Annotated in this window: 18 protein-coding genes and 1 pseudogene; 4 read left to right on the plus strand and 15 right to left on the minus strand. The window is 36.3% G+C overall.

Translation table 11 applies throughout. The features are described 5' to 3' along the window. Positions 1-22 precede the first annotated feature (22 nt). From FIU87_RS18240 to FIU87_RS18260, 5 genes are all read right to left on the minus strand, one after another. Positions 23-2299 (minus strand): cell wall-binding repeat-containing protein, encoded by a 2277-nt coding sequence (locus FIU87_RS18240; RefSeq protein WP_152445892.1) that lies wholly within the window; start codon positions 2297-2299, stop codon positions 23-25. A gap of 238 nt (positions 2300-2537) precedes the next feature. After that, complete coding sequence (locus FIU87_RS18245; RefSeq protein ID WP_152445893.1) at positions 2538-4391, minus strand: cell wall-binding repeat-containing protein; 1854 nt, start codon at positions 4389-4391, stop codon at positions 2538-2540. A gap of 500 nt (positions 4392-4891) precedes the next feature. After that, positions 4892-7036, minus strand: a complete 2145-nt coding sequence (locus tag FIU87_RS18250) for a bifunctional glycosyltransferase/CDP-glycerol:glycerophosphate glycerophosphotransferase (protein WP_152445894.1) — start codon at positions 7034-7036, stop codon at positions 4892-4894. Between the two features lie 67 nt (positions 7037-7103). Beyond that, positions 7104-7502, minus strand: a complete 399-nt coding sequence (gene tagD, locus FIU87_RS18255) for a glycerol-3-phosphate cytidylyltransferase (RefSeq protein WP_152445895.1) — start codon at positions 7500-7502, stop codon at positions 7104-7106. A gap of 140 nt (positions 7503-7642) precedes the next feature. After that, on the minus strand, positions 7643-8404 hold the full coding sequence (locus FIU87_RS18260; protein WP_152445896.1) for an SGNH/GDSL hydrolase family protein: 762 nt from the start codon (positions 8402-8404) through the stop codon (positions 7643-7645). A gap of 94 nt (positions 8405-8498) precedes the next feature. Here FIU87_RS18260 and FIU87_RS21120 point away from each other — a divergent pair, with 94 nt between their 5' ends. Further along, positions 8499-9212, plus strand: a complete 714-nt coding sequence (locus FIU87_RS21120; RefSeq protein ID WP_172971106.1) for a hypothetical protein — start codon at positions 8499-8501, stop codon at positions 9210-9212. Between the two features lie 72 nt (positions 9213-9284). Here FIU87_RS21120 and tagH read toward each other — a convergent pair. The 4 genes and pseudogenes from tagH to FIU87_RS18290 all read right to left on the minus strand — a co-directional run. Beyond that, positions 9285-10073, minus strand: a pseudogene (gene tagH, locus FIU87_RS18275) (teichoic acids export ABC transporter ATP-binding subunit TagH); the annotation flags it as partial. 26 nt (positions 10074-10099) lie between these two features. Beyond that, positions 10100-10924 carry an ABC transporter permease gene (locus FIU87_RS18280; protein ID WP_152445900.1) on the minus strand — a complete coding sequence of 275 codons (825 nt, stop codon included), beginning with the start codon at positions 10922-10924 and terminating at the stop codon, positions 10100-10102. Positions 10925-10976: 52 nt separating this feature from the next. Beyond that, positions 10977-12155: a CDP-glycerol glycerophosphotransferase family protein gene (locus FIU87_RS18285; RefSeq protein WP_152446651.1), complete on the minus strand. Its 1179-nt coding sequence runs from the start codon at positions 12153-12155 to the stop codon at positions 10977-10979. Positions 12156-12188: 33 nt separating this feature from the next. Then, positions 12189-13355 (minus strand): CDP-glycerol glycerophosphotransferase family protein, encoded by a 1167-nt coding sequence (locus tag FIU87_RS18290; RefSeq protein WP_172971107.1) that lies wholly within the window; start codon positions 13353-13355, stop codon positions 12189-12191. A gap of 171 nt (positions 13356-13526) precedes the next feature. On the opposite strand from FIU87_RS18290, the gene FIU87_RS18295 reads away from it, so the two are divergent. After that, a complete protein-coding gene (locus FIU87_RS18295) occupies positions 13527-14303 on the plus strand; it encodes a WecB/TagA/CpsF family glycosyltransferase (protein WP_152445902.1) in 777 nt (258 codons plus the stop codon). 23 nt (positions 14304-14326) lie between these two features. Here FIU87_RS18295 and wecB read toward each other — a convergent pair whose 3' ends face one another. Together wecB and FIU87_RS18305 are read right to left on the minus strand one after the other, a co-directional pair. Then, positions 14327-15490, minus strand: a complete 1164-nt coding sequence (wecB, locus tag FIU87_RS18300; protein WP_301538637.1) for a non-hydrolyzing UDP-N-acetylglucosamine 2-epimerase — start codon at positions 15488-15490, stop codon at positions 14327-14329. Positions 15491-15629: 139 nt separating this feature from the next. Next, entirely contained in the window at positions 15630-16910 is a 1281-nt protein-coding gene (locus tag FIU87_RS18305; RefSeq protein ID WP_152445903.1) for a nucleotide sugar dehydrogenase, read from the minus strand. Between the two features lie 272 nt (positions 16911-17182). Between FIU87_RS18305 and FIU87_RS18310 the strand changes: the two genes are divergently transcribed. Then, on the plus strand, positions 17183-17557 hold the full coding sequence (locus FIU87_RS18310) for a hypothetical protein (RefSeq protein ID WP_152445904.1): 375 nt from the start codon (positions 17183-17185) through the stop codon (positions 17555-17557). Positions 17558-17620: 63 nt separating this feature from the next. On the opposite strand, the gene FIU87_RS18315 is transcribed toward FIU87_RS18310, so the two are convergent. Beyond that, positions 17621-18430, minus strand: a complete 810-nt coding sequence (locus FIU87_RS18315) for an SGNH/GDSL hydrolase family protein (RefSeq protein ID WP_152445905.1) — start codon at positions 18428-18430, stop codon at positions 17621-17623. 194 nt (positions 18431-18624) lie between these two features. Between FIU87_RS18315 and FIU87_RS18320 the strand changes: the two genes are divergently transcribed. Continuing rightward, positions 18625-19548, plus strand: a complete 924-nt coding sequence (locus FIU87_RS18320) for a polyisoprenyl-teichoic acid--peptidoglycan teichoic acid transferase TagU (protein WP_152445906.1) — start codon at positions 18625-18627, stop codon at positions 19546-19548. Positions 19549-19787: 239 nt separating this feature from the next. Here FIU87_RS18320 and FIU87_RS18325 read toward each other — a convergent pair whose 3' ends face one another. The 3 genes from FIU87_RS18325 to FIU87_RS18335 form a co-directional block, all read right to left on the minus strand. Then, a complete protein-coding gene (locus tag FIU87_RS18325; RefSeq protein ID WP_152445907.1) occupies positions 19788-20558 on the minus strand; it encodes a tyrosine-protein phosphatase in 771 nt (256 codons plus the stop codon). A 358-nt stretch (positions 20559-20916) separates the two neighbouring features. Further along, entirely contained in the window at positions 20917-21534 is a 618-nt protein-coding gene (locus FIU87_RS18330) for a class D sortase (RefSeq protein ID WP_152445908.1), read from the minus strand. 16 nt (positions 21535-21550) lie between these two features. Then, positions 21551-21868, minus strand: coding sequence for a hypothetical protein (locus tag FIU87_RS18335; RefSeq protein ID WP_152445909.1), 318 nt, complete (start codon positions 21866-21868; stop codon positions 21551-21553). Positions 21869-21884 lie beyond the last annotated feature (16 nt).

Here is a 21884-nt window from a genome sequence, read left to right on the forward strand (position 1 = left end):
TCTTTGTTAAAGATTATCTAATTTAACGGACTAACGGAAGGACTATATCTGTACGCACTGCAGCAGTGCCCCCAAATACAGATAGCTGATTAAACGACTTGTTTCTAGCTAAGCTCAGTGTTTCTGTTGGAAGATACGATGGGTTCATCAGTAATAAAGGGGTGTTTCGTTTTGCTGCCAAGACAGATCCTGTAAGAGCATCAGGAAAATCTGTTCCATTCACTGCAAAACCTTCCCCAGCTTCAAAGCTAAACTGCGTCCCTATTTTATAGGCAGTTTCATATCTCGTGTTGCCTGAAATTCTGGAAGCTTTAGGCATTCCTTTTAATAGACTTTGATTAACAACAGCTCCTCCACCAACAACAATTGTTTTATTTGCTGATTGAAGGATGGTTTTTGTTGCACCGGGAATATAACTTTTTTCTGTTAGCAAAATAGGAATTCCATTTCTTGCTGCATATGGAGCAATGGCTAACGCATCAGGAAACCCATATCCATTAGCAACAATAACCGTGTCAAACTTTTTCCCTAGTTCATTGGCAATTAACTTTGCCGTTTCAAACCTGTTTTGTCCAGCAATCCTTCTCACTTCGATACTCATGTCACGAACGGTGTTTGAAACAGAATTAGAAATAGCACCAGTTCCTCCAAGGATAATAACATTTTTTGCGTTCAATCGAATTAATTCCTTGCGTGTTTCTTCTGGTATGTCATTTCCTCTCGTCAACAAGATAGGCGCATTCAGTTTATATGCTAGAGGCGTTCCAGCTAATGCATCAGGGAAGTTATCTCCACGTGCAAGTATAACGGTATTAGCCTTATCCCATCCTTGCTTTGAGATACTTACTGCAGTTGCATAACGATTAGCGCCAGAAATACGAACACTTTCAAGGTAACTGGAGGCAATATAGTAAACTTCATTCGATTGCATATCCTTCACAGGATACCAGACAAAATGATTCGAACTATTGGAGCCTGCCTGATAAGGCCCAACCACTTGAAGTACTTCCCCCGCAACAGTCAATCTAACTTGCGACCCTTCTGGAGCATTTCTTAATCTTACCCCACTCTCCGTTGCTTTTACCAATTCATTCTTCTCAAAGGCATGCTTTGATTGCTTATAAGGACCACTAATATGATAATGATCTTTTCTAAAAAGCAAGGAGCCAGAAGGATTATAATAAATATCTTGTTGAAGCTGTGTGACAGGAAATTTGGTGACACTCATTTGTGCGTAATTTTCTATATGTCGATAAACAACATCCTGATACGTATTATTTGGATAGTATTGAGGATCATTTCGACGTGAAATACCGTTATAGGCCATCACAGAAAAATACCAATCTTCCAAAACATTCATATCATTACCATTAATTTTTGGTATACGGCTCCAACTGCTATAGCTCCATTTTTCCTTAAGGATTCGAATACCTTCTTGAATATTATAACGGATGTCTTCTTTAAGCCTTCTTTCGCGGTCTGCTTTCATATTAGGCTCGGTAATTTGCATTATTCCAATTCCACCGTCAAAGGAAACGATAGGGTCACCTTTTTTCCAAAGGCCAGATGGCTCGTCATTGGTGCGAAACTGCTTCCAGGTACTCTCTTGCCAAGCAATTGCTTTGATAAGTTCTGGAGGAACACCTGCACTTATGGCTTCTTCGGTTAACATCGAATTAAATTGAGAAACAGTTGGGTTTTCTCCTTTAATCGATGCTCCTGCAGACTGGAAGCTATAAGCTTGAGGTGTCCATTCTTGAGGAGCTACTGCCTTCTCACCAGTTGCAATTCGTGTGATTGTCCCATCTTGTTTTTGGTGATATGTATCTTTAAGGAAGCTAACACGATCTATTTGATTAGTATTTGCATCCATATAAGTTACATCTATCTTATCCTCATTAAGCTTCACAATACCAGAGGGATATTCTTCAGAAAGATACACTTGCTCTGCATGACCTTCTGCTAGTTCCATTACAAAGAACTGAGTGTATCCTCCAGTACCCTGCTTCTTATTTTCAAACAAAACATACACTTTATCTTTCACATTCCAGGTATGGACAGTAGAGAAACTAGCAAAATCTATATCTATTTTTTCCAGCTCTTTACCAGCATAGTTTACAGTGGCGGTTGAGTTTTCTCCGTTAACAATGGATATTTCGTAATCACTAAGCGTAATTTTGCTAGATTCAACTGGACTTAAAGAATGTTCCTTCACATTCCACTCCGCATATCCTTTATCCACAGTCAGTATCAGCATCCATAGCAAACACAACTTTGCAGCAATAATACATTTTTGCACGAAACGCTTTCCTCCTTAAAAATATATAACTTTTATTTCATTACGATAATAATAGTAACAAAATTATTACATAATCATGAATAGGTAATTTGTCTATAATTTTACTTTTTTGTCGCATTTATGTTATTAACTACAAAAAAAGCATCAAATAGACCATTGTCCATTTGATGCCATTATTTAGAAAATTCTTTCATACTACGCTATTGGTTTCCGCAAAAAGCTGCAAATTTCAAGAAGATTATTTTATGATGAGGCTAGCTAATAATTCATTGCTTACTACATTACTTCCACCCAAAGCTATAAAGGTATGAGCTGGCTTTTTCGTTAAAAGATTTTTTTGCAGATTTATAATATCTTCATCTGCATTTTCCTTCACAAGGAGCACGGCAGATCCACTTTTTGCTGCTAAAACAGAACCTGTAAGTGCATCAGGGTAATCATTTCCTCTAGCAATATATAAAGTTTCTGTAGAGAGATTTAGTTCTTCAATAATTTTTGTCGTAGTTTCATAGCGATTTTCTCCGGCAATCCTAGTTGCTCCAGGCAAAGCCTTGTAAGCTTGGGGACTTACCGCCGACTCTCCCCCTAATGCAATGGTTGTAGAAATATTTAGTTCCTTCAAAAGCTTAGCAGTATGAGAATTCAAATCATACCTTTTATTATTTTTATCTTGACCTTTTGTCAATAGGATAGGATAGCCATGTTTGGCTGCGTAAGGTGCAATCGCAAGGGCATCTGGATATTTAGAACCATTAGTGATGATCGCTTTTTCAGGCTTTCCTCCCAACTTCTTGGCGATAAGAGCAGCTGTCTCGTAGCGATCCTTTCCACCAATTCGCTCTACCTCAAGCTTCATTTCCTTTTTTAGTGTGCTTTCAACTTGTGCGGAAACAGCAGCCTCACTGCCGAGAATAATCACCTTTTTCGCTCCAAGCTGCTTGATTCTATCCTTAGTATCCAAATTTAACTCTACTTTTTTCCCAGAAGTTAACAAAATTGGTGCGTTTAATTTATAAGCCAATGGTGCCCCTGATAACGCATCAGGAAAGTTACTACCGTTTGCTAAAACAACGGTATCTGCTGTATCCCAGCCTTCCTGCGCAATTGCTGAAGCAGTTAAAAAGCGATCAGCACCTGAAAGTCTTTTTCCAAATGGTTGCAAATAAGAAGAAGCAACATAACCAGATAACCCACCTTTTATCCCATCAGAAGCTTCATACCAGCCGAAATGATTAAAGGACGTTAAATGGTCCTTTGGTGTTAAATCCGTATGCAAGGTGCTTTCAATGGTTAACACTCCTGGTGAAAAACCAGTGGTATAACTCTTTTTGTCTGTTCTTGGTTCAGGTCTTCTACTCACTTTATCATCAAGTCTTACCAGGTCATTCACCTGAAAACGATGACTAGAATAATGAAAAGGGCCATCGTACGAATATTGGAGTTTCTTAAAGCGGACAAACTCAGAATTTCCTTTAGGTACATACTCCAAATCTTCTACATTAACATGCTGTGCGACAAGATTCAGATCCATGCCCGGATTATTGTCCACTAAAGCTTGGAATACTTTGTACTGATAGGAACCAGTGTTGACTTGCCCTACTTTTTCCTTATCATTTTTGTAAATAGGACTGTTAATGGGAACAAGTGCATTATATGCCATTACTGCAAAATACCAATTTTCTATAATAGCTGGATTATGATCATTGATTTTTGGCAGATTGCTTTGCTTAAATTTTTGCTTAAGAATATACACCCCTTTTTCTATGTTATAGTCGATATCCTTTAGCTTTTCTCTATCAAGGCCATACTCGTTTTCGTGGTCAGTTACTTGCATAATTCCGATTCCACCATCACCAGATACGAGAACCTCTCCTTTGTTATCACAATGCTTCCAGCCTTTAGATTCTGCAAAAGCGACGGCCTTTACCACCTCAGGAGGCACGCCCTGCTTTAACGCTTCGTTTGTTAATAAACGATCTATTTCGTTTCTTGTAGTCGGTTGTGTACATTCATTCGTTGCTTTAACGAGATGTGTTTGCGGAAATAGTAGAGCGAATGTTAGTAGCGCTACCATAAATTTAACTTTTCTCAAAGAAATGTCCTCCTTTAAAAATTGCTTTACCCACTTCAGGTGGAATGTCCTTAGCAAGAGCCTCTGTTATTAGCAAACTATCTATCTCTTCAAACGATGGCTTTGAATACCGTTCCTCATTTGCTAGAGTTAATCCTATTCCCCTTGTTAGTGTTTTCCATTTATTATCATAACAAAATTTTACAAGAATAGCAGTAACATTTGCTAATCTATATAAATTCTAAATATGTATCTCGTTTGTAGACCATGATTCTTTTTACAAGGGTACTTGTTAGAATGAAAAAAGCTTGCAGGCACTCCCTCTATTTGGGTGTGCTGCAAGCTTTTTAATTTACACTATTCTCGCAAATTTTGTTGCTCTGCGTATAAATAAATCTAACGTAATCAAAGTTGCCGTCGTGCTCTTTTCGTTGAAGGAGAATTAAGTATGTGACAAATTTTCTTTCTTTCTAAAGCCAACTTTTTCTTAGGTTTTAGCAACAAACTTCTAGAAAAGAGTTTTAATGAAATACTTGCTTGATGATGTTATTAGATGCAAGGCCATTATCGAACTCACAATATTTGTTATAAAAGTCTAAGGACTTAGCGTGATATTGTTCTTCAATCTCATCTATGTTTAGGATCGCTTCCAATACCTCTTCGCCCGTTCTTAAAATAGGACCTGGCGCTTCTTCTTCAAAATCCATATAAAAACCTCTTAAAGTATCTCTGTACTTTTCAATATCATAGGTGAAAAATAAGATTGGCTTTCGCAAATTAGCAAAGTCAAAGAATACAGAGGAATAATCGGTAATTAAAAGATCAGATATTAGATAAAGCTCGGCGATATCCTCATAAGTGGATAAGTCATAAGCAAATCCTTTGAACTCACTTATATCTAGGTTTTCTGCGATTAGATAATGCATTCGTAAAATAACAACATAGTCTTCGCCAAGACTTTCTTGCATTTTTTGAAGATCTAACTTTATTTCGAACTTGTATTTACCCTTTGAATGGAATTCATCATCTCTCCAAGTAGGTGCATATAGGATCACTTTTTTATCTTTAGGTATCCCAATGGAGTCTTTTAACTCTGAGGTTCTTGCTGCTTTCTGTTCACTTTCTAAATATAGCGAATCATTTCGCGGGTAACCAAACTCAAGAAATTCCTTATTAAACTTGAAGGCTCTTCTAAAGATTTCTGTTGAATAGGAGTTAGGTGATACTAAGAAATCCCATTTTTGTGTTTCATTAAAGAAATTGCGTTTATAACGCTCGGTCGTCGTTCCTGGCATCCGAACTTCTTTCATATCAGAGGCTAATCTCTTCAATGGTGTCCCATGCCAAGTTTGCAAATAAACATTCTCTTCTCTTTTAATCACAAAATTAGGCATTCTTGCATTTATAACCCAATACTTAGAAGTAGCTAAATAATAGTAATAAGCTAAACTGTTTCTTTGGATTTTTTTCGCGTTACCTGGAATTTGTTTAGAGGTATCATTAAAAACCCAGATTAAATCATAATTCTGCTTTTCATTTAGTAGCTCTTCATAAATAGCTTTCGGACTATCAGAATAGCTTTTCCCAGCAAAGCTTTCGAATAGAACACGATTTGTACGAATAGGCATCTTTATCATAAATTTGGAATAAAGCTCCTTGTACAAGGATTGTCTAGATTTAAACGCTTTTTTCCAGCTCTTCATCGACGTTTTAAACTTAGCAATTCTTAAAGTTGTGTTCTTTTTCTTCTTCATGATGGTTTTTAGCTCCATCTTTTCAAAGAATGTTCGTTTGCGAAGGCTTGATTCGTTTACCCTGTTCATCGCGTCGCTTATTTCTTCATACCAATTGCTGATAGTCGACAGTTCTCGCTCTTTATTCTTTTTCATTTTCCAAAAGTAAAAATTAATCATTTGGCGATCAAGATAATTGGCGATGCTTGTGTTATGTTCATACGTATCCTTTAACTTATTAAACAAGTAAAGGAAATCTTCAATTTTCTCTTCTTCATCTATTAAAGATAGAGAAGGGTTATCTATAGGATCAAAGCACTCTCCTTTAATATATAAAGGCAGCTTTTTTATCATAGGTATCGTTTCCAAATTCAAGATGGCAGGAATGGAAAAAGCCATATCTGAGAAAAATTTAACGCTTTCATCAAAGGCTAAGTTGTTCTCTTTAACAAAGCTTGTTTTTATTAAGAAATTAACAGCACTTCTTCCTCGAAGCGCCCTTGTTTTCTTGCCATTTGTTAAGGTAATTTTCTTAACATGGATGCTTTCGATTTCTGCTGGAATAATTGCTTTTCTTTTAGATAGCGGACCAACAATTGCGTCATGTTCTTCAATATGTTCTAACATAACCTCAATCGTATAGGGTGCTAAAAAGTCATCCGCATCCAGGAAGTAGATATATTCCCCACTTGCTTTCCCTAGTCCAAAATTCCTAGCTTTCCCTACTCCACTGTTCTCATCGAAATGATAGCACTGAAAAAAAGGATGATCTACGCAATAATCATTAATGATTGTTTTGCTATCATCCGTTGAGCCGTCATTTACTATAATTACTTCTATATTTTTGTACGTTTGAGATAAGACAGAATTTATACATCTATCTAAATAGTCGCTTTTATTATATACAGGTATAATAATACTTACTAACTTCATTGTTCATGCGGCTCCCTTACTTACACGTTCTAGGCTGTTTTCGCTCATTCCCCATCACATTGCAAAATTAAGCCCTGTTAACAGCGAGTAAATCCTTCTTTATTTGAGTGGTTGAAATACCGACTGTACGAGGTAAGTAAACTACTTCACAATACTCTTTAAGGAAATCAAATTTCCCTTTCCAGTCATCACCCATAACAAAAATATCAATATTGTTTTCTACAACATCACTGATTTTTTGATCCCAAGTGTTTTCAGGAATTACTTTATCCACATATTTAATAGATTCCAGAATAATTTTACGGTTTTCATAGGAATGGTAGGATACTTTATTTTTCAATGTATTAAATTCATCTGTAGAGATTGCAACAATGAGTTCGTCTCCTAAGCTTTTAGCTCGCTTTAAAAGATTAATATGCCCCCAATGAAGCAAATCAAATGTACCATAAGTCAAAACCTTCGTCATGAAAATTCTCCTCCCTGTCAAATAGTCAGGTTTAAATTTAAATTATATTGTAGTCTCATAATCTGCTAAAAATCAACAGGTAAAATATTACCATACTTTTTTCATAATTCACACCTATATGTGTAAGATTATTTTATTTCTTATTTTTTCCCTGTGAAATACCCAATAAAATAGCTTGCCCAAAGCTCTTGTCCCATAGCATTGGGATACATGTTATCTAGGTACTTCCTTAATTCTGGATCATCCATATCAGGCCAAGCTTCCCAGTGATTTAAATACTCCACCCTTAATTCTGCTGCTAAAGCTTCCAGTTCTTCCACGCTTTGTGCATAATCTTCTGAACCATTAGCCGGGTTACTAGGCTGGATGATTAGATGAGAGTCCTTTAAATCTTTCTGAACATCCATTACTATTTTACTAATATTTTTAAAACTATCTTCTAATTTAATAAATCCGTGGTCATTTAGTAGCGGTGCTTCCATTATGATGATATCTGGGCTTTTAGAAATGATTTGTTTTTGAAACTTATTTTCAACCAAATAGGCAGTACTACTATTTTTAATATCAAGAACTTCCACATAAAAAAAGCTCTCTCCATATTCTTTTTCTAATTCAGATTGTAACTGTAGAGGCCATGTTAGCTTTTTTTCCTTGTCAGTCTTATTAGATGATGAAGAGATAATGAGCAATTTAACTGGTAACTTTGCTGCTTCGTCAGCATCCTCTATTTTCTCCTTAACGTCCTTGCTCATGTTTCTTAGTAAACTACTGTTCCATGTTGCTTCATTGCTACCGGCTTCCACCCTAAAGCTTTGGATTTTTTTGTCGTAATGTGACTTTCCGATCATTAACAGGAGTACCCCGAGCAAGCAAAAAGATACTACAAGCACTCTCTTCATCATAAACCCCCAAGTTTAAAATTTGTATTAAATCTAATCTTCTATATTTATAAGTGTGTTAAAATTATTGCAAAAATGAATTATTTTGGAGGCGTTTATGCGACAGAAAAGTAATATTTTACTTATTTTATCACTTTTATTGGTCTTAATTGGCGGAAGCAACGTGGCTTATTCCGCGCAACACTACCATTTTACCAATCAAACAACGCCACCAATTACAGATCCGATTGAAGAGCCTGACCCTGAACCGATAGAAAACCCAGAGGAACCAATTGACGATCCTGAGGAACCTAAAGAACCGGAAGAGCCGGAAGAACCTGAGAAGCCAGAGGTGCCTGAAGAGCCAGAAGAGGAAAATCCTGACGAAGAAAATCCTCCTAAAGAAAAACCCGATCCTGTAGTGGAACCACCAACAGATACGAACACCACTCCGTCACAGCCTCAAACGGAAAATCAGTCTTCACAAGAGCAAACTTCTAACAACGAAACGCCAGAAGAAGAGTTAGAATCAGAAGTAATGGAAAAACAAGAACCAAAAGTTAAAGAGCTAGTGAGCTTTTTCGATGAACACCAGTCCATCCCTACTATGGATAGCTATATTTTTGAAAATGTTATGACTATATTGTTAGAAAACAAGCGTTCCACTGAACTTGCAAAAGGCATGAAAACAGCTCCATCAGAGCTCGAGAAGAAATTATCCATCACTCAGATTAACCAAATGTTATCCTTTTTTGAGAATGTTGCATCAGAGCAATGGGATTGTGAGAAAATCGTTTCAGACATTAAGGAGCTTAAGGAAAGTAAACAATAAAACAATATCTCTAGATGCTTTTCCCGTGTAAAAGGCTAGTAGCAGCTACTAGCCTTTTACTGATGACGCCTTTTTCCCTGCTCTTTTTTCAGCAATTTTTCGTTTAAACTCTTTTTGTTCATCCACTGACATCTTTTTATAATGTTTTACGAATTTTTCGTATTCCGGTACAACGGTTTCCAAGCTACCGTAATCCCTTATTTCCCCACCTTCAAGCCATAAAGCTTTATCACAAAATTTCTTCACTTGTTTTATAGAATGACTTATAAAGAAGATGGTTTTCCCACTGCTTTTAAATTCTTTCATTTTATCAAAGCATTTTTCCGCAAATACCTGATCACCAACAGATAAGGCTTCATCAATGACAATTATGTCTGGATCCATTGTTACCGATACAGCAAATCCGAGCCTTGATTTCATCCCACTGGAATAGTTTTTTACTGGTTGATCAATAAACTCTCCAATATCCGCGAAGTCAATTATTTCAGGCAGTAGTTTTTCTATTTGTTTCTTGGAATACCCAAGCATCAAACATTTTAACTCGATATTTTCCAAGCCAGTCAATTGATTGTTTAAGCCAGAAGAAATAGCAATTAAGGAAGCCTTCCCCTTAATTTCTATCGATCCTTTGGTCGGAGGAATGACACCTGTAATTAAATTGGATAAGGTAGATTTACCTGCTCCATTTACTCCAAGCACACCAATAACATCCCCTTCATTCGCTTCAAAGTTGATGTTTTGCAAAGCGTAAAACTCTTTTCCATGGCCACTTGGGTGGAAAATATCAATGATTTTATCAATGTTTTTCTTATAGATTTTGTATACTTTTTCAACATCTTTGAAAATGACTGTTGCGCTCATGATTTCTCTCCATTTTTAAAAGCCTTTTATAAAAAATCCACAAATCTCTTTCTAAATTTCAGGTGTAAAAACGATCCCATCATTAATAGAGTGATGGTAACAACCCAAAAATATATGGTATATTGCCAATGCTCTACAGGGTACCATGCTAAACCAAGCAGCGATGCTCGGTACCCTTCCGCTAAGTAGAAGAGCGGATTAAGCTTCATGATAGTCACGATAATCTCCGGCTTCATGTGATAAGGCGGCCAAAGAAACGGTGTCATATATATTAGTACCCGCACAATGGCCTGAATAACCATTTGTATATCTCGAAGCAAGGTGGTTAATGTTGAGGTAATAAACCCTATCGCCATTAAAAGGATCACGGTGCAAAAAATAAAGTATGGTAATTGCAAGTAGTGAATGTTAATAGGAAAATCTAAATAAATCAACATAACAATTATGATGAGTAACAACACAATATGCTGATAAATTTTCGACATAATGACGTAAGTAGGAATGACACTCATTGGAAAACTCATTTTTGAGATAATCTTAATTTTAGAATAAATGGATTTGGAGGATTGCAAAATTGCTGGACTAATAAAAAACCAGACCACAATTCCTGACAGCATCCAAGGTAAAAAATCTATTTCAGTTCCGTATAATTCAATATTTCCCCGATTGCTAAAGATTCCAAAACCAAAAACAAACCAGTAAATGGATATTAAAATAAGTGGATTAAGAACCTCCCACCAAAATCCAAGAAATGTGTTATTATTTAAACTTTTCATTTCATACAAGGATAATCGGTTAATCAAGTATAGATTATCACTATGTTCCTTCAAAACCTTCATTAACGAACGCATAGTTTAGCCCTTCCTGTTTACAAAAGTACATGAATAATAAAGCAAGAAAGTGTTACGTGTTAAACACCGTTTCCACTACTCTTTTAGTAGCATGTCCATCCTCTAACTCACAGAACTTTTGCTTAAATGTAAAATGTGGTTCTTCAACCTTAAAATTCTTTGCTTCTAGGCCACGTATTGCCGCTAGGATTTCGGCTGTATTTACTAAAAGCGGGCCTGGAGATTCTGTATGAAGATCAAAATAAAAGCCTCTAATCTCCTGTTGATATTTCTGAAAATCATACGTAAAAAACAAGATGGGCCTGTCCAAGCATAAGTAATCGAAAAACACAGAAGAATAGTCAGTAATGAGCAAATCAGAAATAAGGTATAGCTCCTTGATATCCTCATAATTACTGGTGTCATAAACAAACCCTTTAAACTTATCTATATACTCCGACAAATTTTCAGAAACCAAGTAGTGCATTCTTAAGATAATAACATAGTCTTCCTTTAACTCGTGGTACATTTGTTCCAAATCAAGTTGAAGCTTCATTTTATACTTTCCTACCTCATAATAAAGATCATCACGCCAGGTTGGCGCATAAAGAATCACTTTTTTGGAGGAAGGGATACCCAGCTTCTTTTTTATTTGCTCTATTGTATGTTGATTGTTTTCATTGATCAAATAATCGTTCCTTGGATAGCCAGATACAAGCATATTTCCTTCAAAGCCAAACGCTCGCTGAAAAATTTCAGCAGAATACTGATTAGGAGCTATTAAATAATCCCATTTCTTTGTTTCTTTGAGAAAATTCTTTTTGTAGTTCTCCGTGGTAGTACCAGGCATGACCACCTCTTCAATATCTACTCCTAGCTTTTTCAATGGTGTCCCGTGCCAAGTTTGCAAGTAAACTGTATTTTTAGGCTTTTTTATCCATTCTGGTAAACGGGAATTCGTTACCCAATAGGTAGCCCTTGGCATAATCCAAAGCCACTGAAGAGAAAATCTCGATAAGATGTTTAAATCTGTTTCTTTAATGTCGTTTCTATATCTTTTATCTACACTCCAAAAGATAACATAATCTGATGGTTGTACCTTTAAGTATTCATAGATAGCTCGCGGGTTGCAACTATATTGTTTCCCCATGAAGCTCTCAAAAACAATGATTTTCTTTTTAGCTGGCACTTTTGCAATAATATCAAATAGTTTTTTATAAATCCATTGTATTATTTTGGTTTTCCCTAACATTCTTTTCAACGTACGTAGCCTCCCTGCCCATTCTTAGTTGGTTCTATTTTGTACATAATGAACAAGATTTCTGCTTGAATTCCCTGTTGAATACGTATTCCATTCCTCAGAATACTTTGAAATCATCTCATATGGAAAGTTATCATTCAAGATTATCGTTATTAATTCCTCTGTTGTATATGCAACAGGACCAGGCACAGACGTAAGATAATCTCCAAAGATCCCTCTTTTCAATTGGTACTCCTTCAGATCATAAGGGAAAAACACCATCGGCTTATTCCGTAATGCAAATTCAAATGGAATCGAGGAATAATCTGTCACTAATATATCTGTAATGAGCAGTAAATCATTCATCCTCCTATAATGAGAAAGATCCAAAATAAAGTCAGGGTGGTCTTTCATAAGGGTCCCTTTTTCATGTTTAATCGCAGGGTGCAACTTCATAATTAGAAAATAGTTTTTCTCTTGTAACTGCTTCATTTTTTTTAAGTCGAGCTTTAATTTAAAAGAGGAGAGCTCACCATCCCGATAGGTCGGAGAATAAAGAATAACCTTCTTGCCTTGTAATTGCGGATATTCTTCATAGAGTTTTGATGTAGTAAGTTCTTTTATCTCATGGTTGTAGAAAATATCTGTTCTTGGGACGCCTGTTCGTAGAAATTTCCCCTCATTTATTTGAAAAGCTTCCTTAAACACCTCGACCATTTTTTCAGACCCTACGACAACCTTGTCAAATTTTTCATAAACACGAATGAAACGATTTTTAGCGTTTTGACTCCTAGTTACAACAGATTTATCTAATAAACCAAAATGCTTGATTGCCCCAGCCGCATGCCAGATTTGAATAAACTCTACCCCTTTTCTTACCTTTATCACAGATAAAAACGCAAAGTAATTATCAAGGATAATGGTTTTAGAGGTTCCAATATAGTAGATAGCTTTTATCAAGTCCAAGGGTTTTTTGTTGCTAAAATGGATACATGTTGGGGAGTTGTCTTGGCAATCTCTCTTTGTGTACTCATGCAGCAAAATAACGTTACCCAAACTTTCCTGGTTTTTAAACTCCCTAAGTAGAAAGTTAGCATTCTCTTCAAAAGTGGCAATTATTACCACTTTCTTTTTCAGTGGAAGCAAACTAGCGAACATATAGATACATTTAAATAGGAAAAGGTACACGGTTACTATCAATTCTCGTATCATATTATCCCTCTTTCCTCTAAGCATTTAAATCTGTGCATAAATTGTAAAAATTTTATACATAAAAAGGTATCGATATATCCACATAAATATGGCACAATGATATAAATGTAAAGATAAAATATATATTTTGTAAAGAATATTACTTTAAGATGTCACAACTGGAGTACAAAAATGCTTAATTATCAAAACGTGATAGGATATAACTTTGTAAATAGTACAATGGATGAGTTTGTCGATCATTCGGTTGAAAGAATTAATTCAAACAAAAAGACCGTTATTGTAACCGCAAATCCTGAGATTATTACCTTTGCAAATAAAAATGCTTGGTATGAGGAAGTATTGAGAAGTGCCGATTATATTATCCCTGATGGGGTTGGCATTGTTATGGCCTCCAAACTATTCAAAACTCCCTTAAAAGAAAGATTAACCGGATTCGATTTTATGGAGGAACTATTGAATGTTTCCAACAAGCAGAAATATAGTATCTATCTTTTAGGAACAAAACCAAATGTAATAGATTTAACTGCCCAAAACATTAAAGAAAGGTTTCCTGACATTGAAATCGCAGGATACCACCACGGTTACTTTGAAGCTGGCGGAGAGGATGAAAAAGCCATCCTGGATAAAATACGAACCGAGAAGCCTGACATTGTTTTAGTTGGATTAGGATTTCCTAAACAGGAAAAGTGGATTTATGATAATATCCACCAATTCGATAAAGGCATGTTTATTGGGCTTGGCGGTTGCTTTAATATCTGGGCCGGCGTAACCAAAAGGGCACCGAGGCTTTGGCGGGATCTTCATTTAGAATGGGCTTACAGAATCATTAAAGAGCCGATTCGGATAAAAAGAGCACTTGCCATACCTGTCTTTATCGTGAAAATTTTCTCTAAGCTAACCAAGAAGAATATTTATAAAATCAAAAATAACCAAAATAAAAATTTCTAGCCATGGAAAACCCTGAAGAGAAACTATTCTTCAGGGTTTTTCTCCCATTCAAAGTTCATAGGTCTGTTCGGTATTTTTCCAAAATGGTATTTAATAACTTCGATGATTCGTTCCGATGCAAAACCATCTCCATAAGGACTTAATACGCGCTTCTGGTTTGTGCCATGACCCTTAGATTCACTTAGTGCTTCCTCAACTGCAGCATATACCTCACCTGGGTCTGTTCCAGCTAGCTTTAAAAAGCCTGCTTCAATTCCTTCTGGTCTTTCCGTATTTTTCCTCAATACAATGACTTTTTTATTAAAATAGGAGGCTTCTTCTTGAATCCCACCCGAGTCTGTTAATACCAGATCAGAAAGCTTTAATAATTGATGAAATTGAATGGGATCCAAAGGTTCTGTTTGAATGACATTTGGATATCCAGATAGTTCTTCCTGGACAATTTTTCTAATCTCCGGGTTTTTATGAACGGGGAAAACGACCCTTACATCTTCAAAGTCAGAAACAATTCTTTTTACTGCAGCGAAGATGTTTCGCAAAGGTTCTCCTAAGTTCTCTCTTCGATGAGCAGTTAATAATATGACCCTTTTATCGTTTATCTCTTCCTGTACAGGTAAAGTACATTCTGCAGCTACTGTCGTTTTTAATGCATCCATGACCGTGTTACCTGTAACGTAGATGCTTTCTTCTATATATCCTTCAGAAAGTAAATTGAAGGAGGCATGTTTGGTTGGTGCAAAGTGAATATCTGCCATTACCGCTGTCAGCCTTCGATTGATTTCTTCTGGAAATGGAGAATATTTATGATTTGTTCGTAAACCAGCCTCCACATGTGCAAGCGTAATTTTATTATAAAACGCGGCTAATCCTGCTACAAAAGACGTAGTGGTGTCTCCATGAACAAGAATGATATCAGGTTGGGATTCTTTTATTACTCTATCTAAATCTTCTAAAGCTTTGGAAGTGATATTTACTAATGTTTGCGCTTGTTTCATGATATTCAAATCATAATTAGGTTTAATGTTAAACAGTTCTAACACTTGATCAAGCATCTCTCTATGCTGACCAGTTACCGCTACAATAGATTCGAACACGTCTGTATTCTTTTCTAGCTCTTTAATGACAGGTGCCATTTTTATCGCTTCTGGCCTTGTTCCAAATACGGTCATTACTTTTATTTTTTTCACCACGTACACCTCTATTCTCTCAATGCTCTTTATTCTACTTGTATTCGAATTATTAGGAAAGCGTAAAGTTTTCTCCTGTATATCAAAAAGCCTCAGTCACGATAAAAGGTGACTAAGGCTTTATCTTATTTTGAATTTTTTACAATCTCCAAAGAGTTACTCCTTCTGGACATTCTTCTTTCGGAAGCTTGCTCTTGATGTCGACCACCACACCATTTCCATTCTTTAACAGCCTAGTAAATTGACTCCAGCCTTTTTCCACATAAGCATGATGTGGAACGGCAAAGACAACCGCATCTGCTGGTTCAAGCTTTTCATAGTCCACAAGTTCTACACCATATTCCTTGTAAACTTCTTCTTTATCAGACAAAGCGTCTGTTACCTGCACATCAATCCCAAACTCTTTCAGCTCATTGATAACATCAATGACCCTTGAATTGCGTTGATCTGGAACATTCTCTTTAAAGGTTATTCCAAGAATGGTCACTTTCGCTCCTTGAATCGTCATTTTCTTATGAATCATTTGCTTAATTAATGATGTTGCAATAAATTTGCCCATATTCCCATTAATTCTTCGTCCGGAAAGTATGACCTCAGGGTGATAGCCGACACTTTCCGCTTTAGACGTAAGATAGTAGGGATCGACACCAATACAGTGTCCCCCTACTAACCCCGGAGAAAAAGGAAGAAAGTTCCATTTGGTTCCAGCTGCTTTTAAAACTTCCTCCGTGTCAATGTCTAACCTATCAAAAATTAATGCCAGCTCATTCATTAGGGCAATATTCACATCTCGCTGCGTGTTTTCGATTACCTTTGCCGCTTCTGCCACTTTAATTGAGCTCGCTCGATATACTCCAGCTTCCACCACTGAGCCATAAACTGCAGCAATTACTTCTAACACCTCTTCATTTTGACCAGACACAACCTTGGTAATAGTTCTGAACGTGCGCTCCTTGTCACCGGGGTTGATACGTTCTGGTGAATAACCAATAAAGAAGTCCACTCCACCCTTTAAGCCTGATTTTTCTTCTAAAATAGGGAGACATTCTTCCTCGGTAGCTCCTGGGTAAACCGTTGATTCATAAACAACAATAGTACCTTTGGTCAAATTACTACCAACCGTTTCAGATGCTTTAATTAGCGGTGTTAAATCTGGTTGATTGTTTTGATTAATGGGAGTTGGCACCGCAACAATGATAAAATCTGCTTCTTTTAAGCTTGCAGGATTAGTCGTAAAATCAATATCCGCTTTCACTAGCTCTTCGGAAGCTACTTCATTTGTATAATCTATTCCATTCTTTAATGTATTTATACGATGTTCATTAATATCAAATCCAATAATTCTCTGGCTTTTTCCGAATTCAACTGCAACTGGTAAACCAACGTAGCCTAAACCAACTACCGCAATCTTTTTATTCATGATTCGTGCTTCCTCCTTGGATAAAAGCTAACCTTATGTAAAATGCTCATTACTAATCCCCAATTATAATTACGGATATTTAGAAAATCCACTTACAACATAGGATGTAACTGGAAAGTAATATTTATTAATCAAATTACAACGTGAAAATGATTTTTTGTAATAATGTTTAACTATTATTTACATTCGGGTATATAAAACAAAGTTTTCTATTTCAAGCGTTCATAGATTAGGCAATGAAATCATAGAATGGAGGAAAAGGGGGAACTATCATGCATACTATTAACGAAAAATTGCTTCCCATGATGAAGAGCAAAGTAACACATATAAAAAGCATGAGACCTGACTGGAATTGGTCAGAAATTCATGCTGTCATGAATGCTTTTGGATTCCGGTTAATTTTTCTGACATGTTTATGTCCCATATTAACAATCGTCCCTGCTTTCGCAACAAATCTAGCAATCGAAGCTGCTTCTTTCACAGGATTTCTCCTTGCTCTTATTTTGCTCATTCCATGGATAGTCATACCAACATTATTTATTCAGCATCTAACCAATCGGTCTAAGTTTGGAATCATTGCCTCTTTCGTATACGCGGGTCTATTGCTGGTTAGCTATATCATTTGGATTTTTGCTGTTCCTTTATAACCAAACAAAAAAAAGCGCTACATTGGTTTATATACCAACAAGCGCTTTTTCTTTTTCAACAATTTAATTTGTTGCTACAAATAATTCTACTAGATGCCCTGCCCATAATTCATGCCCTTTTTCGTTTGGGAGATAGCTATCAGGAATAATATATTCATTAAATACCTCATCCTGATAATCAGGCCAGCTTGTCCAGTGATCAATAAAGGTGACCCCTTTTTCGTTTGCGAAATCCTTTAATGCTGCTACATCATTTGGGTAGTAGCTAGCATTATATATTGGCTGTCCTGGCTGCAAAAACAAATACACATCAGGATTTAAAGCTTCAATTTCTTCAATCATGATCTCAATATTATCTAACGAATCTTCAATCAAAATATATCCATTGCTATCTAAAAGAAATGGCTCCAAAATAACAATATCAGGCTTCACACTTACATTATGTAATAACAAATCTTTTTCCACAACATCACTCGTATACACTTCTCCAGCAATAGATTGAACGGTTATCTGAAAAAAATCTCCAAATGTCTTTTCTAACTCTTGCTTAAAAAGAGCAGTCCAAGGAGCTTCTCCACTTTCAAGCACACTCGAACCTATTAATAGTAATTCAACCGATTCCTCATTTTTTTCTTTTTGAATTAGAAAATCGGCAAGGTCCATTGGAAGGTTTGGGAAGCTGCTAGCTGTTGACTCTAATTTCTCATCTTCGTCTTGTTCCTTGGAGGACTTTTCACTAGCATCCGCCTTACTTTCCACCTGCATACCGCTTCTGCTATCACCTGCTGAAGCAACTTTATCTTTCCAATGATAATTTCCATATACAATTGAACCTATACAGACTAAGATAACGATTGTCAATAGAGCTCTCATACATTACCACCTCTTACCAAATATACTACTATTCTATCATTTATCAAAGGCAGGTTTGTCATATTTACAGGAAATTTGTAAAAAAACTTCAATAATTTTCATGCTCATGCAGAAAATTGCAAACAAATGATTGTATAATAGATGAAATGCCAATATAATCAAAATTAATGATTATAAGAAGGAAGAGTGTATTTATGTTTAAAAAGAAATGGTTTCTCCTATTAGTAAGTTTCCTTGGAATAGCAACAATTGTTGTTGGCATTTTTGCCTTCAATGTCTATAAATCTTTAGAAAACACAGCAGCTAATATGCATACCCCTTTGGATCGAGACAATTCTGAACGAAGAAACTCAGAAGTAGATTTTAATAAACAAGACCCGTTATCCTTTTTGATTTTGGGAGTGGATGAAAGACCTGGAGACAAAGGACGCTCCGATTCCATGATTGTACTGACAGTAAACCCAAACAAAAAATCAATGCAAATGGTTAGTATCCCTCGTGATACGAGAACGCAAATCATCGGAAAAGGCTTTGATGATAAAATAAATCACGCTTATGCATTTGGCGGCCCAGAAATGTCGATTGCAACTGTTGAAAACTTCCTCGACATTCCTATTGACTACTTTGTTCAAGTTAATATGGAAAGCTTTAAAGATATAGTGGACGCCGTTGGTGGTGTTACCGTTAATAATCAGCTTGCATTTAGCCACGGAGGTCATGACTTCCCGCTTGGGGAAATTCAACTAGATGGGGATTCCGCTTTAACTTATTCAAGAATGAGGAAACTAGATAGTGATTTCGGACGACAGGAAAGACATCGCGAGGTAATCCTAGGAGTTATTGAGAAGGGAGCTTCCATTTCATCTGTTACAAAATTTGATGATATCCTTGATGTGCTTGGGAACAATGTTCGCACAAATTTAACCTTTGAGGAAATGGTTGACATTCAAGCCAACTATAAAAATGCCCGTCACAACTTAACACAACATCAAATTATAGGTTCTGGGACCATGATTGACGACATCTATTATTTATTGGTAACAGAAGAAGATCGTTTAAATATTTCCAACCTGTTAAAAGAACATTTAGAGCTTGATTCTGGTGTAGCGAAGAATTAACAATAGCAAAAGGGCTAACCATTTATGGTTAGCCCTTTTAATAATGACTTTGTTAAACTTCGCTGTTGATTTCCGCCGAATTGGCTCCGCGTCCGCGCTGCGATTTGTAAGCCTCCTCGGGCTTGCCCTGCGGGGTCACAAGTCTTTCGCTTCATTCCCGAGAAGAGTCTCCGCCATTTGCTCCAATCAACTGCTAAAAAACTCAATTTATCAACAGTCTTCTTTAGATAGCCTAAATATTAGCCAAGAATCCCAAAAAGCTTTTTCTTTTTGATTCTCTCAGGTATCTCTTTCATAATCATAGAACCTTCAGCAAGCAATTCTGCGTTTTCCATGAAAAAGTAAGTAGCATCACTTCCGCATTCCTTCTCAATCACCTTGAATGCTTCTTTCATTTGGAAGCTTCGATTTTTCAAATTATGTGCATCCGATGCAACAAAATGAGTTAAGTTTGCATCAATCATGTCTATGCAAAACTTCTTAATTTTTTTGCCAAATTTACCTGCCACACTTGCAGCGGTAATCTGTGTACAGGCACCTTTTTTCACAAGCTGATATAGCTTCTCCGGGTTCTCCACTAGCTCCGCATTACGCTCAGGGTGAACGATAATGGGTGTAAGGCCCTTTAACTGAATATCATAAATGATTTTTTCCGTGTACAAAGGGACTTGGCTGGAAGGAAGTTCAACAAAGATGTATTTATCCATATTATTTAAGGTTAATAATTCTCCCTTTTCGTACTGTTCAAGCATTTCACCAGAAATTCTACATTCCATCCCAGGAAGTATAGTAAGATCGATGCCTTCTTTAGCAATTCGATTATTAAGTTCTTTCACTTTTTCAAGAACTTCTTCCTTTGGATTCATAAATTGTCCATTGTTATGGTGCGGGGTTGCGATTATTGCTGTAATTCCCTCTTTTGCTGCTGCTCGTGCCATTTCTAGGCTTTCTGTCATATGTCTAGCTCCATCATCTACAGAAGGTAGAATGTGGCAATGTATATCTATCATGTTATCCCCTCCAAAAATAGTACTTTTACACTATTCTCTTTTCATCTATTATTATGTTATCACACGATATTACTTTGAGAAATGGGTGTATTTTGTCGAAATAGTCTTTTTCCACTATTTACACCAATATAATTACTATCAATCTTCACTTTTATTATATTAAAATACCTCAAACCACTACATTATACTGGAAAATGCGAACAAAACAATCATAATATTTTTCCAAAAAAACTACTTTTTTCCTATAAACTTTTTCAATACTTTGTCGAATGGGATTTGATAAAAAAAATACACCTAATCAGGCGTTATTTTTTTGTAGACATAAGGAACTATTTGACATAAATGGTAAAAATATGTCTTATCTTGAATCTACTGGCTTCGCATATAAGATATATCTCTCTGGAGCAGCACCTGTTAGCGTAAAAGGGTAACAGGTTGTAAGTAGTAAATCCTCTTTCTCTTTTTGCAGAGTGATAATCGTTCGATCATCCTCATCTACAATTTTTGTATCATAAATTTCGTACATATACTCTCCGTAAGGCATTGATACAAAAAACCTGTCTCCTATCTCAAGCTCCCCTAAACGGAGAAATACTGTATCACGATGCCCCGAGAAAACGATTTGACCTAATTCACCAGGAAACGAGGCGCCTTTGTAGTGTCCCACTCCTTTTTTTAGCTCAGCAGGATCTGTTCCTTCCACAATTGGCAGCTCTGCCTCAAGCTTTGGAATTTCTAGCATGCCAACTACTTCACCAGTGGTGGGTTGAAAATCATCTGGTTTCGTAGGGCGAGTTTTATCTGGATTTGATTTTTCCGATACTCCTAGTTTACCAGCCTGTTTCGTAATAGCTACAGCATCCTTTCTTGCGGCTTCCATTTTCCGATCCATCGTTATTTTCTCAAAATAACCATATCCAATGAGCGCAAGTCCTGTCATTATCAGCACAATGGCAGCAAACATTCCCTTTCTCAACTTGTCCCGTCCCCTTTTAGAATATTCTATCAAAAATCACGGTCATATTCTTCATCAACATTGGTAGCAGTGATGCAAACAAATGTAAAACGATTAATGCAACATGATAAAACTTATTTTTTGCAAGTCGAAAAACCAGTGGTATTAAAATAAGCACGATTCCAGTAACACTAATTAACGAATAATATAGCGTGCCATCTGCTTCTCCATAGGTAACGAGCAAATAGAAAAAACCAACAATACTAATGTTATAAATTAATAATAGCAATGATAATGCAAAGAAAATAAAGTTTAGGAAACCTTTCATTCTTGGCCCCAATGTAAACTTCCCCATCTATCTTTCTCCTCCT

Source organism: Bacillus sp. THAF10 (genome assembly GCF_009363695.1).
Lineage (GTDB): Bacteria > Bacillota > Bacilli > Bacillales > Bacillaceae_I > Sutcliffiella_A.

Excerpts from the sequence above, each read along its gene's own strand:
- FIU87_RS18315 (WP_152445905.1), bottom strand. The coding sequence starts at position 18,430 with ATGAGAGCTCTATTGACAATCGTTATCTTAGTCTGTATAGGTTCAATT.
- FIU87_RS18280 (WP_152445900.1), bottom strand. The coding sequence starts at position 10,924 with ATGCGTTCGTTAATGAAGGTTTTGAAGGAACATAGTGATAATCTATAC.
- tagD (WP_152445895.1), bottom strand. The coding sequence starts at position 7,502 with ATGACGAAGGTTTTGACTTATGGTACATTTGATTTGCTTCATTGGGGG.
- FIU87_RS18260 (WP_152445896.1), bottom strand. The coding sequence starts at position 8,404 with ATGATGAAGAGAGTGCTTGTAGTATCTTTTTGCTTGCTCGGGGTACTC.
- FIU87_RS21120 (WP_172971106.1), top strand. The coding sequence starts at position 8,499 with ATGCGACAGAAAAGTAATATTTTACTTATTTTATCACTTTTATTGGTC.
- FIU87_RS18285 (WP_152446651.1), bottom strand. The coding sequence starts at position 12,155 with ATGTTAGGGAAAACCAAAATAATACAATGGATTTATAAAAAACTATTT.
- FIU87_RS18290 (WP_172971107.1), bottom strand. The coding sequence starts at position 13,355 with ATGATACGAGAATTGATAGTAACCGTGTACCTTTTCCTATTTAAATGT.
- FIU87_RS18325 (WP_152445907.1), bottom strand. The coding sequence starts at position 20,558 with ATGATAGATATACATTGCCACATTCTACCTTCTGTAGATGATGGAGCT.
- FIU87_RS18305 (WP_152445903.1), bottom strand. The coding sequence starts at position 16,910 with ATGAATAAAAAGATTGCGGTAGTTGGTTTAGGCTACGTTGGTTTACCA.
- FIU87_RS18250 (WP_152445894.1), bottom strand. The coding sequence starts at position 7,036 with ATGAAGTTAGTAAGTATTATTATACCTGTATATAATAAAAGCGACTAT.
- FIU87_RS18295 (WP_152445902.1), top strand. The coding sequence starts at position 13,527 with ATGCTTAATTATCAAAACGTGATAGGATATAACTTTGTAAATAGTACA.
- FIU87_RS18320 (WP_152445906.1), top strand. The coding sequence starts at position 18,625 with ATGTTTAAAAAGAAATGGTTTCTCCTATTAGTAAGTTTCCTTGGAATA.
- FIU87_RS18310 (WP_152445904.1), top strand. The coding sequence starts at position 17,183 with ATGCATACTATTAACGAAAAATTGCTTCCCATGATGAAGAGCAAAGTA.
- FIU87_RS18335 (WP_152445909.1), bottom strand. The coding sequence starts at position 21,868 with ATGGGGAAGTTTACATTGGGGCCAAGAATGAAAGGTTTCCTAAACTTT.